The sequence below is a fragment of the Zobellella iuensis genome, from assembly GCF_016746085.1.
Taxonomy (GTDB): domain Bacteria; phylum Pseudomonadota; class Gammaproteobacteria; order Enterobacterales; family Aeromonadaceae; genus Oceanimonas; species Oceanimonas iuensis.
Genome location: NZ_JAERTZ010000007.1, coordinates 1 through 16717 on the forward strand (window position 1 = coordinate 1; position 16717 = coordinate 16717).

Annotated in this window: 14 protein-coding genes; 9 read left to right on the forward strand and 5 right to left on the reverse strand. The window is 66.9% G+C overall.

Annotation, left to right across the window (positions count from 1 at the left end):
• The coding region (locus JKV55_RS02860; RefSeq protein ID WP_202082240.1) for an aldehyde dehydrogenase family protein at nt 1–824 on the reverse strand (824 nt) is incomplete at its 3' end.
• Nucleotides 825–836: 12 nt separating this feature from the next.
• Complete coding sequence (locus JKV55_RS02865; protein ID WP_202082241.1) at nt 837–2018, reverse strand: acetyl-CoA C-acyltransferase; 1182 nt, start codon at nt 2016–2018, stop codon at nt 837–839.
• Between the two features lie 497 nt (nt 2019–2515).
• On the opposite strand from JKV55_RS02865, the gene JKV55_RS02870 reads away from it, so the two are divergent.
• The 6 genes from JKV55_RS02870 to JKV55_RS02895 all read left to right on the forward strand — a co-directional run bounded on the left by JKV55_RS02870 (nt 2516) and on the right by JKV55_RS02895 (nt 10376).
• Nucleotides 2516–3679, forward strand: coding sequence for an isovaleryl-CoA dehydrogenase (locus JKV55_RS02870; RefSeq protein WP_202082243.1), 1164 nt, complete (start codon nt 2516–2518; stop codon nt 3677–3679).
• Nucleotides 3680–4314: 635 nt separating this feature from the next.
• Complete coding sequence (locus tag JKV55_RS02875) at nt 4315–5919, forward strand: carboxyl transferase domain-containing protein (RefSeq protein WP_202082244.1); 1605 nt, start codon at nt 4315–4317, stop codon at nt 5917–5919.
• Between the two features lie 9 nt (nt 5920–5928).
• Nucleotides 5929–6729 (forward strand): enoyl-CoA hydratase-related protein, encoded by an 801-nt coding sequence (locus tag JKV55_RS02880; protein ID WP_202082245.1) that lies wholly within the window; start codon nt 5929–5931, stop codon nt 6727–6729.
• Nucleotides 6719–8686, forward strand: a complete 1968-nt coding sequence (locus JKV55_RS02885) for an ATP-binding protein (RefSeq protein WP_202082247.1) — start codon at nt 6719–6721, stop codon at nt 8684–8686. The genes JKV55_RS02880 and JKV55_RS02885 overlap by 11 nt, the downstream gene beginning before the upstream one ends.
• Nucleotides 8679–9584, forward strand: a complete 906-nt coding sequence (locus JKV55_RS02890) for a hydroxymethylglutaryl-CoA lyase (protein ID WP_202082248.1) — start codon at nt 8679–8681, stop codon at nt 9582–9584. The genes JKV55_RS02885 and JKV55_RS02890 overlap by 8 nt, the downstream gene beginning before the upstream one ends.
• 57 nt (nt 9585–9641) lie before the next feature.
• Nucleotides 9642–10376 (forward strand): EAL domain-containing protein, encoded by a 735-nt coding sequence (locus tag JKV55_RS02895; RefSeq protein WP_202082249.1) that lies wholly within the window; start codon nt 9642–9644, stop codon nt 10374–10376.
• Nucleotides 10377–10428: 52 nt separating this feature from the next.
• Here JKV55_RS02895 and JKV55_RS02900 read toward each other — a convergent pair whose 3' ends face one another.
• From JKV55_RS02900 to JKV55_RS02910, 3 genes are read right to left on the reverse strand one after another with little or no spacing between them, the layout of a single operon-like run.
• A complete protein-coding gene (locus tag JKV55_RS02900) occupies nt 10429–11430 on the reverse strand; it encodes a TRAP transporter substrate-binding protein (protein ID WP_202082250.1) in 1002 nt (333 codons plus the stop codon).
• A 26-nt stretch (nt 11431–11456) separates the two neighbouring features.
• Nucleotides 11457–12734 carry a TRAP transporter large permease gene (locus JKV55_RS02905; protein WP_202082251.1) on the reverse strand — a complete coding sequence of 426 codons (1278 nt, stop codon included), beginning with the start codon at nt 12732–12734 and terminating at the stop codon, nt 11457–11459.
• 10 nt (nt 12735–12744) lie between these two features.
• Nucleotides 12745–13254, reverse strand: a complete 510-nt coding sequence (locus JKV55_RS02910) for a TRAP transporter small permease (RefSeq protein WP_202082252.1) — start codon at nt 13252–13254, stop codon at nt 12745–12747.
• Nucleotides 13255–13617: 363 nt separating this feature from the next.
• Between JKV55_RS02910 and JKV55_RS02915 the strand changes: the two genes are divergently transcribed.
• Genes JKV55_RS02915 through JKV55_RS02925 form a run of 3 tightly spaced genes read left to right on the forward strand, consistent with a single transcriptional unit; the run spans nt 13618 to nt 16582 of the window.
• Nucleotides 13618–14139 carry a gluconokinase gene (locus tag JKV55_RS02915; protein ID WP_202082253.1) on the forward strand — a complete coding sequence of 174 codons (522 nt, stop codon included), beginning with the start codon at nt 13618–13620 and terminating at the stop codon, nt 14137–14139.
• Nucleotides 14129–15940, forward strand: coding sequence for a phosphogluconate dehydratase (gene edd, locus JKV55_RS02920; RefSeq protein WP_202082254.1), 1812 nt, complete (start codon nt 14129–14131; stop codon nt 15938–15940). The genes JKV55_RS02915 and edd overlap by 11 nt, the downstream gene beginning before the upstream one ends.
• 3 nt (nt 15941–15943) lie before the next feature.
• A complete protein-coding gene (locus JKV55_RS02925; protein WP_202082255.1) occupies nt 15944–16582 on the forward strand; it encodes a bifunctional 4-hydroxy-2-oxoglutarate aldolase/2-dehydro-3-deoxy-phosphogluconate aldolase in 639 nt (212 codons plus the stop codon).
• Nucleotides 16583–16717 lie beyond the last annotated feature (135 nt).

The following is a 16717-nucleotide window of genomic DNA, read 5'->3' on the forward strand; positions in this document are numbered from 1 at the left end:
ACCGAGGAGCCCACCAGGTTGTTGATCACCTGCTGCTTGTTGGCGTCGGGCAGCACCACCATATGGTTCTTGGCGCCGGCGAAGGCCTGCACCCGTTTCAGGTGGGCGGTGCCGGTCTGGTAGATATGCTGGCCGGCGGCCACCGAGCCGACGAAGGAGATGGCGCACACCTCGGGGTGCACCAGTAACTGGTCCACCACCTCCTTGCCGCCGTGCACCACCTGCAGCAGGCCGTCGGTGGCGCCGGCCTGCCTGAACAGCTCGGCCAGCCGCATCGACGCCAGGGGATCCTGCTCCGACGGCTTGAGCACGAAGGTATTGCCGCAGGCGATGGCGAGCGGAAACATCCACAGCGGGATCATGGCCGGAAAGTTGAACGGGGTGATGCCGACGCAGACCCCCAGCGGCTGGGTGAAGCTGTAGCAATCCACGCCCCGGGCCACGCTTTCCTGGGTCTCGCCCATGCTGAGGGAGGCGATGTTGGCGGCCTGCTCCACTACCTCTATGCCCCGCCACAGGTCGCCCCTGGCGTCCTCGAAGGTCTTGCCGGTGTCCTTGCAGAGCAGGCGGGCGATATCGTCGTGGTATTCCTTCAGCAGCGCCTGGTAGCGCAGCATCAAGCGGGCCCGCTCCGGCACCGGCACTTCCCGCCACTCGACGAAGGCCCGGCTTGCCGCCGCCACCGCCGCCTCGACCTCCTCGGCCGTGGCACAGGGCAGGCGGGCGATGATCTCCTGGGTGGCCGGGTTGTTCACCTCCAGCCACTCCTGAGTGCGGCTTTGCACCATATTGCCGCCGATGAAGAGCGGTACCTGGTATGTCATTTTCCTGTCCTCCTAGAGCAATTCCACCGCCACCGCCGTGGCCTCGCCGCCGCCGATGCACAGGGCCGCCACCCCCCGCCTGAGCCCGCGCCGGCGCAGGGCATGCAGCAGGGTGACGAGGATACGGGCGCCGCTGGCACCGATGGGGTGGCCCAGGGCGCAGGCGCCGCCGTTGACGTTGACCCGCGCCGGATCCAGGCCCAGCTCGCGGATGGCCAGCAGGGCCACCACCGCGAAGGCCTCGTTGATCTCGAACAGATCCACCTCGCTGGCCTGCCAGCCGAGCCGATCCAGCAGCTTGTCGATGGCGCCGATGGGCGCCAGGGTAAACTCGGCGGGCAACTGGGCATGGGTGGCGTGGCCCAGCACCCGGGCCAGGGGCCTGAGACCAAGCGCCGCCGCCTGCTCGGCGGTGGTCACCACCAGGGCGGCCGCGCCGTCGGAGATGGAGCTGGAATTGGCGGCGGTGATGGTGCCGTCCTGGGCGAAGGCGGGCTTGAGGGAACGAATTTTGTCGGGCCGGGCCTTACCCGGCTGTTCATCGGTGTCCACCCGCCGGCTGCCCTGGCGTTCCTCCACCTCGACCGACACGATTTCCTCGGCAAAGTCCCCTTCGGCGATGGCCAGTTGGGCCCGGGTCAGGGACCTGATCGCGAAGTCGTCCATCGCCTCCCGACCGATGCCGAATTTGTCCGCCGTCCGCTGGGCAAAACTGCCCATCAGGCCACCCTCGTAGGCGTCCTCCAGGCCGTCGAAAAACATGTGATCCAGCACCTGGCCATGGCCCATGCGCAGCCCCGCCCGCGCCCTGGGCAACAGGTAGGGCGCCAGGCTCATGCTCTCCATGCCGCCCGCCACCATCAGCCGGGCAGAGCCCGCCAGCAGTTGATCATGGGCCAGCATCAGCGCCTTCATGCCCGAGCCGCACATCTTGTTGACCGTGGTGCAGCCGACGGACACCGGCAACCCGGCCCCCAGCGCCGCCTGCCGGGCCGGCGCCTGGCCCTGGCCGGCGGGCAGCACGCACCCCATCACCACCTCATCCACCCGCTCAGCCGCCACCCCGGCCCGACCCAGGGCGGCCTTGATGGCCACGGCCCCCAGCCCGGGTGCCGGCACGGCGCCGAAATCGCCCAGCAGGGCCCCCATGGGGGTCCGGGCCGCACCCACTATCACTATCTCGCTCTTTACCATGGTGGCTCCATCTGCTCCGAAAACGGAGTAAAACGCGTCTGTCTGACCTGGTTCAATCGGACAAAGGGCCGACTCCGCCGACACGCTTCAAAAGTTGACACTCGCCGTTTCAGCCTGCTGCGAACATTCACCGGATGTTCGGTCAGGCTGAAACGACTCGTCACGGCGAGACACGCTCGCCCCATGTACGCTCGCACATGCCATCCCTGGCATGTGACGGTCGGCGGAGCCGTTCCCTTTGTCCTCCTCCCCAATAACGGCATGGCCTGTTTTCTGCTTTCAAACCTCGACGCCGTCTAATGACGGTGCCACTAGACGGCACTGGCACTATAGGGAGGACAAAGGGTGCAGCAGATCGTAAAGAACGCTAAAAACCAACCTGAAAATCCTTTATCTATTCAAGCTTAGCCAACCCTAACAGCCCCATAACAACTATAGTTAATTCAGCAACATTGGTAGCAAACGAGCCCAACCCCATCATCAGCAAGGAGGTTCCCATGGCCCCCTATCCGCAACTGGACTTCGGCCTGGGCGAGACCCTGGGCCTGCTGCGCGACCAGGTCGCCGCCTTCGCCGACCGGGAAATCGCCCCCCTGGCCGAGGCCATCGACCGGGACAACCGCTTCCCCGCCGAACTCTGGCCCAAACTCGGTGCCATGGGGCTGTTCGGCATCACCGTGGCCGAACGCCACGGCGGCGTGGACATGGGCTACCTGGCCCAGGTGCTGGCGATGGAGGAAATCAGCCGGGCCTCGGCGGCGGTGGGCCTGTCCTACGGCGCCCACGCCAACCTCTGCGTCAACCAGATCCACCGCCACGGCAGCGAGGCGCAGAAAGCCCGCTACCTGCCCAAACTGCTCAGCGGCGAGCACATCGGCGCCCTGGCCATGTCCGAGCCCAATGCCGGCTCCGACGTGGTGTCCATGCGCCTGTCCGCCCGGGCCGACGGCGACCATTTCGTGCTGAACGGCACCAAGATGTGGATCACCAACGGCCCCGACGCCCAGGTGTTCGTGGTGTACGCCAAGACGGAGCCCGACGCCGGCGCCCGGGGCATCACCGCCTTTATCGTCGAACGCGACACCCCCGGCTTCGGCCAGGCCCAGAAGCTCGACAAGCTCGGCATGCGCGGCTCCAACACCTGCGAGCTGGTTTTCCAGGACTGCCGGGTGCCGGCGGACAATGTGCTCGGCGCCCTGAACGGCGGGGTCGAGGTGCTGATGAGCGGGCTCGACTACGAGCGGCTGGTGCTGGCCGGCGGGCCACTCGGCATCATGCAGGCAGCCATGGATCTGGTGGTGCCCTATGTGCGGGAGCGCAAACAGTTCGGCCAGGCCATCGGCGACTTCCAGCTGGTGCAGGGCAAGCTCGCCGACATGTACACCCGCATGAACGCCGCCCGCAGCTACACCTATCTGGTGGCCATGGCCGCGGACCGGGGGGCGCTCGGCCGCAAGGACGCCGCCGGGGTGATACTGCTGGCGGCGGAAACCGCCACCCGGCTGGCGCTGGATGCCATCCAGCTGTTGGGCGGCAACGGCTATATCAACGAGTTCCCCGCCGGCCGCCTGCTGCGGGACGCCAAACTGTACGAAATCGGCGCCGGCACCTCGGAGATCCGCCGCATGCTGATCGGCCGGGAACTGGTGCAGAACCGGTGAGGTGACAAAGTGCAGACCAGACAGACAGGTATCACCGCATTGAACAGGAAGGGTGCAGGTCGGCAAAAGAGCCAACTCCGCCGACACGCCGTAAAGGCAGAACACTCGCCGTTTCGACCTACTGCGAACATTCACTGGATGTTCGGTCAGGCCGACACTGCTCGTCACGGCGAGCAAGCCCGCCCCCTGGGGGCTCCGCCGCGCCGATGTCGCGGAAACAGCTCTTGTCGCCGTGCTGCGACTTGCCACTGGCAACTCGGTCGCGGCGCCAAGAAGCTGCGCCAGGCGCTTCGCGCCGCCTGTTGGCGAGCCCCTCAGACAACAGCGAAGCTTGAAAGAAGCAACAGGGATTGCCTCCACCGACCGTCATCTGCCAGGGGGCGCGAAGCGCCTTGCACCGGAGGTATCGCCGCGACCGAGTTGCCAGTGACAAGTCGCAGCGCGGCGATACCGACGGTTTCCGCGATATTCGGCATATGCGAGCGTACAGGGATGTATTCACAGCGTGTCGGTGGAGGTAGCCCTGTTGCTTCTTTGCTGGGCCGTAACAGGCAGCCTCGCCAAGATCGTGAACCGATTCTGAAGACATGGCACTCGCAGCTTCAGCTTTCGTATCGTCTGCTCAGGAGCCAGCCATGACCATACTGACCAGCCAGATCAGGCCCGAGTCGGAGGAGTTCAGGGCCAATCATAATGCCATGGCCGCCGAGGTGGCGGCGCTGCGCGAGCTGGTGGCCGGCATCGAAGCGGGCGGCGACCAGGCCAGCCGCCAGCGCCACCAACAGCGGGGCAAGCTGCTGGCGCGGGAACGCATCCGTCGCTTGCTGGACCCGGGCGCCCCCTTCCTCGAGCTGTCCCAGCTCGCCGCCCACCGGGTCTACGACGAGGCGGTGCCGGCGGCGGGGCTGGTGGCCGGCATCGGCCGGGTGTGCGGGGTGGAGTGCATGCTGGTGGCCAACGACGCCACCGTCAAGGGCGGCACCTACTACCCGCTCACGGTCAAGAAGCACCTGCGCGCCCAGGCCATCGCCGAACGCTGCCGGCTGCCCTGCCTCTACCTGGTGGACTCCGGCGGCGCCCACCTGCCCAGCCAGGACGAGGTGTTCCCGGACCGGGACCACTTCGGCCGCATCTTCTTCAACCAGGCGCGGATGTCCGCCGCCGGCATCCCCCAGCTGGCGGTGGTAATGGGGCTGTGCACCGCCGGCGGCGCCTATGTGCCGGCCATGGCGGACGAGTCCATCATAGTGCGCGGCCAGGGCACCATCTTCCTCGGCGGCCCGCCCCTGGTGCGGGCCGCCACCGGCGAGGTGGTCAGCGCCGAGGAGCTGGGCGGCGCCGAGGTGCATACCCGCGTCTCGGGGGTGGCGGATCATGTCGCCGAGGACGACGCCCACGCCCTGCACCTGGCCCGCCGGCTGGTGGCCAACCTCAACCGGCCGCCGCTGCCGGCCCCGCCCCATCCACCGCTGCCGCCCCGCTACCCGGCCGAGGAGCTGTACGGCATCGTCGGCACCGATCTGCGCAAGGCCTTCGAGGTGCGCGAGGTGATCGCCCGGCTGGTGGACGACTCGGCTTTCGACGAGTTCAAGCGCGACTTCGGCCCCACCCTGGTCACCGGCTTCGCCCGGCTGCACGGCTACCCGGTGGGCATACTGGCCAACAACGGCGTGCTGTTCAGCGAATCGGCCCAAAAGGGCGCGCACTTTATCGAGCTGTGCTGCCAGCGCCGCCTGCCCCTGCTGTTTTTGCAGAACATCACCGGCTTTATGGTAGGCCGGAAATACGAGGCCGAGGGCATCGCCAAGCACGGCGCCAAGCTGGTGATGGCGGTGGCCTGCGCCAATGTGCCCAAGGTAACCCTGATCATCGGCGGCAGTTTCGGCGCCGGCAACTACGGCATGTGCGGCCGGGCCTATGATCCGGACTTTCTGTGGATCTGGCCCAACGCCCGCATCTCGGTGATGGGGGGCGAGCAGGCCGCCGGCGTGCTCGCCACGGTGCGGCGGGAGGCCAGGGAAAAGGCCGGCGAACCCTGGAGCGCCGAGGACGAGGCCGCCTTCCGGGCGCCCATCGTCGAGCGCTACGAGCGCCAGGGCCATCCCTGGTACGCCAGCGCCCGGCTGTGGGACGACGGCGTAATCGATCCCAAGGACAGCCGCGCCGTGCTGGCCATGAGCCTGGCCCTTTCCCTGAACCGGCCCATGGACGAGCCCCGCTTCGGGGTGTTCCGCATGTAAGGAGAAGCCATGAACGAGCCCCTGTTGCTGCAACCTTCGCTTCCCGGTGTCTGGGAGCTGGTGCTGAACCGGCCCGGCCGCCACAACGCCTTCGACGACGCGCTGATTGCCGCCATGCTCCAGCAGCTCGATAACGCCGCCCATATTCTTGACCTGCGGCTGCTGGTGCTGCGCAGCACGGGCCGGCACTTCAGTGCCGGCGCGGATCTGGCCTGGATGCAACGCGCGGCCGGCTACAGCCGGCAACAGAACCTGGCCGACGCCGAGCAGCTGGCCCTGCTGCTGCGGCGGCTGGATCAATTCCCCAATCCCACCCTGGCGCTGGTGCAGGGAGCGGCCTACGGTGGCGCCCTGGGCCTGGCGGCCTGCTGCGACCTGGTGGTCGCCGCCGCCGATGCCCGTTTCTGCCTGAGCGAGGTACGACTGGGGCTGATTCCCGCCACCATCAGTCCTTATGTACTGCGCGCCCTGGGGCCGCGCCAGGCCCGGCGCTATATGCTGACCGCCGAGCTCATTCCCGCCCGGGAGGCCGAGCGGCTGGGCCTGGTACACCTGCTGGCCGAGCCCGGCCAGAGCCTGGACGAGGCGGCGGCGCCCCTGATCCGGGCGCTGCTGCGCAATGGCCCGGTGGCGCTGGCCGCCGCCAAGCAATTGATCCGGGAGTTCGCCTACCGCCCCATCAACGGGCCGCTGATCGAAGACAGCGCCCGCCGCATCGCCGAGTTGCGGGCCGGCGCCGAGGCGCAAGAGGGCATCGGCGCCTTCCTGCAAAAACGGCCGCCGGCCTGGGAGGACGAGGATGTTCACTAAGCTCTTGGTCGCCAACCGGGGCGAAATCGCCTGCCGCATCATCCGTACCGCCCACCGGCTCGGCATCGCCTGCGTGGCGGTCTACTCCGACGCCGACCGGAACGCCCGCCATCTGTCCCTGGCCGACGAAGCCTGGCACCTGGGCCCGGCGCCGGCCACCCAGAGCTACCTGAACCAGCACCGGCTGCTGGCCATCGCCCGGGCTTCTGGCGCCCAGGCGGTGCACCCGGGCTACGGCTTCCTGTCGGAAAACGCCGACTTTGCCCGCGCCTGCGCCGCCGCCGGCCTGATCTTCGTCGGCCCGCCCGCCGAGGCCATCGCCGCCATGGGCTCCAAGTCCGCCGCCAAGGCGCTGATGGAAACGGCCGGGGTGCCGGTGGTACCCGGCTACCACGGCCCCGAACAATCCCCCGAGCGGCTGCGGCAAGAGGCCGGGCGCTGCGGCTTTCCGCTGCTGCTGAAGGCGGTGGCCGGCGGCGGCGGCAAGGGCATGCGGATAGTCAACCATCTCGCTGAATTCGACGAGGCCCTGGCGGCGGCCCGGCGCGAGGCCAGGGCCGCCTTCGGCGACGACGCCATGCTGCTGGAACGCTACCTGCCAAGGATCCGCCACGTGGAGGTGCAGGTGTTCTGCGACCGGTTCGGCCAGGGCCTCTATCTGGCCGAGCGGGACTGCTCGGTGCAGCGCCGCCACCAGAAGGTGCTGGAGGAGGCCCCCGCCCCCGGCCTTGCCCCCGCCACCCGGGTGGCCATGGGCGAAGCGGCGGTGCGCGCCGCCCAGGCCATCGACTACCAGGGCGCCGGCACCGTCGAATTCCTCTACCAGGAGGACGGCCGCTTCTACTTTATGGAGATGAACACCCGGCTGCAGGTGGAGCACCCGGTGACCGAGCTGATCACCGGCCTGGATCTGGTGGAATGGCAGCTGCGGGTGGCGGCGGGCGAGCCGCTGCCGCTGGCCCAGGAGCAGGTGCTCGTCCGCGGCCACGCCGTCGAGGCGCGGGTCTACGCCGAAGACGCCGATCAGGGCTTCCTGCCCGCCGCCGGTCCCCTGCACTACCTGCGCGAGCCGGCCACCGGCCCCCAGGTGCGGCTGGATACCGGGGTGCGCGAGGGCGACGAGGTAGGCATTCACTACGATCCCCTGGTCGCCAAGCTGATCGTCTGGGATCACAGCCGCGAGCTGGCCCTGCATCGGCTGGCCCGGGCCCTGGCCCAGTACCGCATCGGCGGGGTCAGGACCAACCTGCGCTTTCTGCACGCCCTGGCGGGCTCGGCGCCGCTGCTCGCCGCCGAGCTGCACACCGGCTTTATCGAGCAGCACCGGGCGCTGCTCTTTGCCCCGCCCGCCCTGTCCCCCTCCCGGGTGCTGGCCCTGGCCGCCGCCGGCTGGCTGGCGCTGGAGCCGAACGACGAGAGCGCCCCCTTCGCCGGCCACTCGGGCTGGTGGCTGAACCTGCCAACCAGGCGCCAGATGGAGCTGGAATACGGCGGGGAACGGCACCGGGTGGTGCTGGAGGCCGACGCCGATGGCTGGCGGGTGGAGATCGGTGCCCATTGTCACCGCCTCCGTACCCGCCTCGACGGCGACCGGCTGCAGGCGGAGCTGGACGGCGAGCCCCTGCCCTGCCATTGCGCCCGCCACGCCGACCAGTTGTGGCTGTTCCACCGGGGCGAGCGCCACGACCTGCGCCTGGCCCCGCTCGAGGTCGCCCGGCACCAGGCCGGGCATCAGGCCGGCCTCAGGGCGCCCATGCCCGGGATCATCGGCCAGTTGCGGGTGGCGGTGGGCGACACCGTCGTCGCCGGCCAGACCCTGCTGGTGCTGGAGGCGATGAAGATGGAGCACCCCCTGCGCGCCCCCGCTGCCGGCCGGGTGGCGGAGATCCGCTGCCGGGAAGGCGACCAGGTAAGCGAAGGGGATGAACTGCTGCGGCTGGAGGAAGCGGATGGATAGGGTCAAGCTGGTGGAGGTGGGCCCGCGGGACGGGCTGCAGAACGAGGCCGCCCAGGTCCCCACGGCGGTCAAGATTGAACTGGTCGAGCGGCTGGCCGACTGCGGCCTGCAGTACATAGAGGCGGCCAGCTTCGTCTCGCCCAAGTGGGTGCCGCAAATGGCCGACGGCGCCGCCGTGCTGGCCGGCATCCGCCGCAAGGCCGGGGTGGTCTACTCGGCGCTCACCCCCAACCTCAAGGGGCTGGCGGCGGCCCTGGCCGCCGGCGCCGACGAGGTGGCGGTGTTCACCGCCGCCTCCGAGTCGTTCTGCCAGCAGAACATCCACTGCTCCATAGAGCAGAGCCTGGCGCGTTTCACTCCCGTGCTGGCCGAGGCCCGGGCCCGGCGGGTTCGGGTGCGGGGCTATGTGTCCACCGTGCTCGGCTGCCCCTACGAGGGCGACATCAGCCCCGATGCCGTGGCCCGGGTGGCGGGGGCCCTGTATCGGATGGGTTGCTATGAGGTTTCCCTCGGCGACACCATAGGCACCGGCACCCCGGGCAAGGCCAGGGCCATGCTGGCGGCGGTGCGCCGGGAGGTGCCGATAGCGCGCCTCGCCGCCCACTTCCACGATACCTACGGCCAGGCCCTGGCCAATCTCTATGCCGTACTGGAAGAGGGGGTGCGCATCGTCGACGGCTCGGTGGCGGGCCTGGGCGGCTGCCCCTATGCCAGGGGCGCCTCCGGCAACCTGGCCAGCGAGGACCTGCTCTACCTGCTGCACGGGCTGGGCTTCAAAACGGGGGTGGATCTGGCCAGGCTGGTGGAGACGGGGCACTGGATAAGCCAGCAACTGGGGCGGGAAAACGGCTCCAAGGTGGGCCGGGCGCTGTCTGACCCTAGACAAAGATTCAATTGACAACAAAAAACAAGTTAATGATAATAAATATCACTAGCATTTAAATTTTAGATGGCCATGCTGAAACGAGCCCTGAGCAGCGTCGACAACTTTACCCTCTATGACTTATTGCAGAATCGCCGTTTCGGCGTGGAGTACCAGCCCATCGTCGAGCTGCAAAGCGGCGACATCATGGGCTGGGAAGGATTGGCCCGTTTCTACACCCCAGAAGGGGAGTCCCTGCGGCCGGATCTGGTATTCGATGCCCTGCATGTGGACGAACTCAGCTTGTTCAACATCGAGTACCAGATGAAATGGCTGCAGCTGGCCTATGCTCCCAAAGGCCAGGATCTCTTCCTTAATATCGATCCCCATGCCTTCGCCCTGTTCGGGCAGGACGAGCGCAATCCCCTGCTGGAACTGCTCAAAGGCAAGCCGCACCTGGTGGTGGAAATCATCGAAAACAGCGATGCCAACGACGCCCTCTACAGCAGCAGCATGAGCAGCGCCTACAAGGAGTCGGGCCTGCGTATTGCCCTGGACGACATCGGCGCCCCCAACAGCATGCTGTCCTTCGAGATTTTACTCAATATGGATTATCTCAAGCTGGATCGCTCCTGGATCAAAAACCAGAGCAAGGACAACTACGATCATCTGCTCCAGGCCCTGTGCCACTTTGCCCGGCAGAGTGGCAAGAAGCTGATCCTGGAAGGGGTGGAAAACGAAGAAGACCTGCACTTCGCCCGCCAGCTCGGCGTGGACTATGTGCAGGGCTTTCTGTACCGCCCCCTGTTCCGCGCCGAGCGGGCCTGAATAGGACAAAAGGCGCCCGCGGGCGCCTTTAAGGTACTGGAACCAAGCGGGATCAGCCGCGGATCTTCTGCAGTTCGGCCTGCAGTTCATCCCACAGTGCCTGGCCCACTTCCTGGGCGATGCCCTGGTTGACTTCGGTCAGGCGCTCGCGCATGCGATCCACCTGGGCCGGGTCCAGTTCGTTCACTTCCATGCCCTTTTCCTTCAGCTCAGCCAGGGCCCAGGCGGCCTCCTCCCGGGTATCGCGACGCTCGAAGTCGCGGGAGGCCGCGGCGGCCTGCCTGAGCACGCCGCGTTCGTCGTCGGACAGGCGATCCCAGAAGCGCTTGCTCACCAGCACTATCCAGGGGCTGTAGACGTGGTTGGTCACGGTCAGGTATTTCTGCACCTCGTAGAACTTGCTGGAGAGGATGGTGTTGTAGGGGTTTTCCTGGCCATCCACGGTACGGGTTTCGAGCGCGGTGAACAGCTCGGAAAACGCCATGGGCACGGCGTTGGCGCCCAGCGCCCGGAAGCTGTCGAGGAAGACATTGTTCTGCATCACCCGCAGGCGGATGCCGTCCATGTCTTCCAGGCTGGTCACCGGCCGGCGGCTGTTGGTCAGGTTGCGAAAGCCGTTCTCCCAGTACACCAGGCCAATGAGGCCCTTCTCTTCCAGCCTGGCCATCACCTGCTTGCCCACGGGACCGTCGAGCACAGCGTCGGCTTCCTCGACGTTGTTGAACAGGAAAGGGGTATCCCAGATGGCCATTTCCGGCACTATGCCCACCAGGGTGGCGGTGGAGCCCACCATCATCTCCTGGGCGCCGCCCAGCAGCGCCTGCTGCATCTGCAGATCCGAGCCCAGGGTGGCGGCGCCGAAGGCGCGCACCTTCATCTTGTCGCCGGACAGCTTGCCCACCTCGGCGGCGAATTTCTGGGTGGCCCGGCCCTGGTTGGAGTCTTCGTTCAGACCGTAGCCGAAACGGATCATCCGTGACTGGATGTCGGCCGCCATGGCGTTGGCGGACATCAGGCCGATCATGCCGGACAGTACAAGTGCTTTCAGTTTCATAACACAGATCCCTCTTGGTAGGTGGGTCAGGACAGCCAGCTCAGTGGCCAGAGTACCAGCTGCGGGAACAGGATAAGCAGTGCCAGCAGCGTGAAATAGGCGACGATAAAGGGCATGACGCCCCGCACCACCGCTTCCATTTTCATGTTGCCCACGCCGGAGACCACGTTGAGCACTGTGCCCACCGGCGGGGTGATGAGTCCGATACAGCCGGACATGATGAAGATAAGGCCGAAGTACACCGGGTGCACCCCGGCGGCGGCGGCCATGGGCGCCAGCACCGGCGCCAGGATCAGGATGGCGGGGGTGAGATCCATCACCATGCCGATCACCAGCAGGAACAGCACCACCAGCGCCATAAACAGCATGGGGCTGCCCAGCACCGGCTCGAACAGGTCGATCAACTGGCGCGGCAGATCCGCCAGGGTGATCATGTAGGAGGACGCCATGGCGGCACCGGCCAGGAACATCACCACTGAGGTGGTCTTGGAGGCGTCGATCAGCACCTTGTATACCCCTTTCAGATCCAGCTCCCGGTACACCAGGGTGGTGATGATCAGGGCGTAGACCGCCGCCACCACCGCCGCCTCGGTGGGGGTAAAGATGCCGCCGCGCAGGCCGCCGACGATGATCACCGGCAACAGCAGGGCCCAGATGCTGCGGCGCATCACCCGGCCGCGCTCCTTCCAGCTGGCCTTTTCCTCCACCGGCAGCTCCTTGCCGCGCACTATCCAGCCCCAGGCGAGGGCGATGGCCACCGCCATCATGATGCCGGGCGCTATGCCCGCCAGGAACAGCTGGCTGATGGAGGTGTTGGTGGTCACCCCGTAGATGATGAAGGGCATGGACGGCGGAATGATGGGCCCTATGATGCCGCCGGAGGCGATCAGGCCGCCGCTGCTGCCGAGCGGATAGCCCTGGCGGCGCATCATCGGCAGCAGCAGGGTGGCCAGGGCGGCGGTGTCGGCGATGGCCGAGCCGCTCATGGAGGCCAGCAGCACCGAGGCGCCGATGGCCACGTAGCCCAGGCCGCCGCGCACATGGCCGAAATAGACCCGGGCCAAATCCACGATGCGGCGCGACAGGCCGCCGGCGGTCATCAGCTCGCCGGCCAGCACGAAGAAGGGCACCGCCAGCAGGGGGAAGTTGTCGAAGCCCGCTTGCACGTTCTGCGCCAGCAACTGGGCGTCGAAGAAGTCGAGCTGGATCATCAGCGCCAGGGCGGTCAGCATCAGGGCGAAGGCGATGGGCACCCCTATGCTCATGGAGCTGAACAGGACCGCCAGGAAGATTGCGATGGACATGGGATTCTCCTTACTTGGCGGACTGGGTGGAGGCATCGCCGCAGCCAGCGGCGCGACGACAGAACAGCTCCCGCGCCATCTCGCGCAGCAGCAGCACCGCCATGCAGGCGGCCATGGTGAAGATGGCGGCGGCGGCCAGCCCCAGGGGATAGCCCAGCACCGGGCTGCGGCTGTCGATGCCCACCAGGATCTGGGCCCAGGCCCCTACCAGCAGGTGATACAATGCCCAGCCGATCAGAGCCCGGCTCAGCCAGCGGCACAGCCGCTGCGCCGGCGCCGGCAGCCGGTCCACCACCAGGTCGAAGCGCAGGTGCTGGTTGTCGACCGTGGCCAGCACGGCACCGACGCATACCAGCCAGACGAACAGCAGGCGGGACAACTCCTCGTAGCCGGCCAGGCCGGTGTTGAACAGATAACGCAGCACCACGTTCAGGAACACGGCACATACCATGCCGAACATGCTGACGGCCAGCATGGCCTCCGCTGCACGGCGCAGCAGGGACACGGGTTTAGGGGACATCTCCGCCATGGCTTTTACTCCATTCCATTGCCTTGTGGGAAGTTACCAGTAACATGTTACGCGTAACCATAGAGAAGCACCAACCCCCAGGTGACGATAAAGTTAAAAAATGGGACTGAGCTCAAAAAATCGGAAATCATAAACTCTTTATCTACAGCCGAAAATAAAACATAAAATACTGATTTAAAATAACTTAAATTACAAAACCCCTTGTTTTACCGCCATCACCGACCGGTTCTCCTGTTGTTGTCATTGTGTATCAGCTCACATTTCTGAAAGTTACTGGTAACATGTTACCCGTAACCTGATAAAGTGTATCTCATACGCCTCAGGGCAAGATATCAAGTAGGGACAGAGGTCAGCATGACTGGAGAAAGCATCATAGTGATGGGCGTGACCGCCTGCGGCAAGTCGAGCGTGGGGGCCGCCCTGGCCCGGGCGCTGGGCGCCAAGTTTATCGACGGTGACGACCTGCACCCCAGGGCCAATATCCTCAAGATGGCCGAGGGCATACCGCTCGGCGACGAGGACAGGGCGCCCTGGCTGGAGCGGATCCGCGACGCCGTGTTCAGCATTCGCCAGAAAGGCGAAACCGGGGTCATCGTCTGCTCGGCACTCAAGCGTCATTACCGCGACAGCATCCGCGCCGGCAACGATCGGGTACGCTTTCTCTTTCTCGACGGCGACTGCGCACTGATCCTGGCCCGGCTGCGCCGGCGCAACGGTCACTTTATGCCCGAGTCCCTGCTGCAGAACCAGTTCGAGGTGCTGGAACGCCCCGGCGCCGACGAACCCGACGTCACCTTCATCAGCATCGACGGCGACTTCGAGGACGTGGTCAACCGCGCCCTCGCCGCCATCAAGGGAGAAGCCCATGTCAACTGAACTCCACCCGGTGATCGGCCGGGTTACCCGCCGTATCCTCGAGCGCAGCCGGGCGGCACGCGAAGACTACCTGGCCCGGATGCAGGCCCAGGCTGAGCAGGGCAAACACAGAGCCAGCCTCAGTTGCGGCAACCTGGCCCATGCGGTGGCCGCCTGCGGCCCGGAGCAGAAACAGCGCATCCTCGACCTGACCAGCGCCAACGTCGCCATCGTCAGCGCCTACAACGACATGCTGTCGGCGCACCAGCCCTATGCCGGCTACCCGGAGCAGCTCAAGCGGGTGCTGGCGGAGCAGGGCCACAGCGCCCAGGTGGCCGGCGGCGTGCCGGCCATGTGCGACGGCGTCACCCAGGGCCAGCCGGGCATGGACATGTCGCTGTTTTCCCGCGACGTTATCGCCCAGGCCACCGCCCTGTCGCTCAGCCACAACACCTTCGACGCCACCCTGCTGCTCGGCATCTGCGACAAGATAGCCCCGGGCCAGCTGATCGGCGCCCTCAGCTTCGGCCACCTGCCCACCACCTTCGTGCCCGCCGGCCCCATGGCCACCGGCATCGGCAACGACGACAAGGTCAAAGTACGCCAGCAATACGCCGCCGGTGAAGTGGGCAAGGAAGCGCTGCTGGAGATGGAGTGCAACGCCTACCACTCCCCCGGCACCTGCACCTTCTACGGCACCGCCAACACCAACCAGCTGGTGTTCGAGGCCATGGGCCTGATGCTGCCCGGCTCCGCCTTCGTGCACCCGCACTCGGCCCTGCGCCGGGCGCTGACCGAGCACGCCGCCCTACGCCTCGCCGGCCAGATCCAGGGCAGCGGCCACTATCGCCAGCTGGCCGAGGTGGTGGACGAAAAGGGTCTGGTCAACGGCCTGATCGCCCTGCTCGCCTCCGGCGGCAGCACCAACCACACCCTGCACATGGTGGCGGTGGCCCGGGCCGCGGGCCTGGTGCTGAGCTGGGACGATTTCAGCGATCTCTCCGAGGTGGTGCCCCTGCTGGCCCGGGTTTACCCCAACGGCCCGGCGGACATCAACGCCTTCCAGCAGGCGGGCGGCGTGCCCCTGCTGTTGCACAAGCTGGCCGAACGCGGCCTGCTGCACAGGGACGCCACCCCCATGTTCGGCCGGCTCGAGGACTATTTCCGTCAGCCGGTGCTGGCAGGGGAGCAACTGGCCTGGCAACCGGTGCCGGAAACCCGGGATCCGGCGGTGATCCCGCCCCAGGACAGGGTGTTCAGCGTCAGCGGCGGCCTGCGGGTGCTGGACGGCAACCTGGGCCGGGGGGTGATCAAGGTCAGCGCCGTGGCGCCCGAGCACCAGCTTATCACCGCCCCCACCGCCCTGTTCAGCAGCCAGCATGCGGTTGAGCGCGCCTACCAGAACGGCGAGCTCAACCGGGATGTCATCGTGGTGGTGCACCACAATGGCCCGGGCGCCAACGGCATGCCCGAGCTGCACATGCTGATGCCCATCCTCGGCAATATTCAGAAGGCCGGCTTCAAGGTGGCCCTGGTCACCGACGGCCGCCTGTCCGGTGCCTCGGGCAAGATACCGGCGGCCATCCATATCACCCCGGAAGCCGCCAAGGGCGGCCCCCTGGGCCGGCTGCGCGACGGTGATATCATCACCCTGGACGCCGCCAGCGGCCGGCTGTTCACCGAGGCCGCGCTCGACCGGCGCAGCCCGCTGCAACCGGACTTGACCGGCGAGCAGAGCGGCCTGGGCCGCGAGCTGTTCGCCCTGTTCCGCCGCCAGGTTTCCAGTGCGGAAACCGGCGCCTCTATCTTTTATCAGGAGTAACCCATGAGCTGGACCCTATCCCCCGCCGACGTCTTTTCCGCCTCCCCCGTGGTCCCGGTGATGGTGGTGGAAGACGCCGCCGATGCCGTGCCCCTGGCCAAGGCCCTGGCCGCCGGCGGCATCACGGTGTTTGAAGTGACCCTGCGTTCGGCCGCGGCGCTGGACGCCATCCGCGCCATCGCCCGCGCGCTGCCCGAGGCCCTGGTGGGTGCCGGCACCGTGCTCAACGTGGCGCAGTACGACGCCGCCGTGGCCGCCGGCGCCAAATTCGTGATCACCCCCGGCTTCACCCCGGCCCTGCTCAAGCACGCCAAGGCCGGCCCGGTGCCGCTGATGCCCGGCATCGCCACCCCCTCCGAGGCCATGCAGGCGCTGGAGCTGGGCTTCACCCACCTCAAGTTCTTCCCGGCGGAAATCAACGGCGGCGCCAAGGCGCTCAAGGCCCTGGCCGGCCCCCTGCCCCAGCTGCGCTTCTGCCCCACCGGCGGCGTCAGCGCCGCCAACGCCAGGGACTACCTGGCGGTGAAGTCGGTGATGACGGTGGGCGGCTCCTGGATGCTGCCGGCGGAGCTGGTCGCCGCCAAGGACTGGGAGGGCATCACCCGCCTGGCCGCGGACGCGGTGGCGGCGGTAAAAGGCTGAGAGCTGGAAGCTGGAAGCTGGAAGCTGGAAGCTGGAAGCTGGAAGCTGGAAGCCTGACTCTTAGTCACAAGTCGAGTCCTTTGAGCAACTCATAGGACTCGACGTAATGCATCAGTGTGAGCCAACCGTCCCACA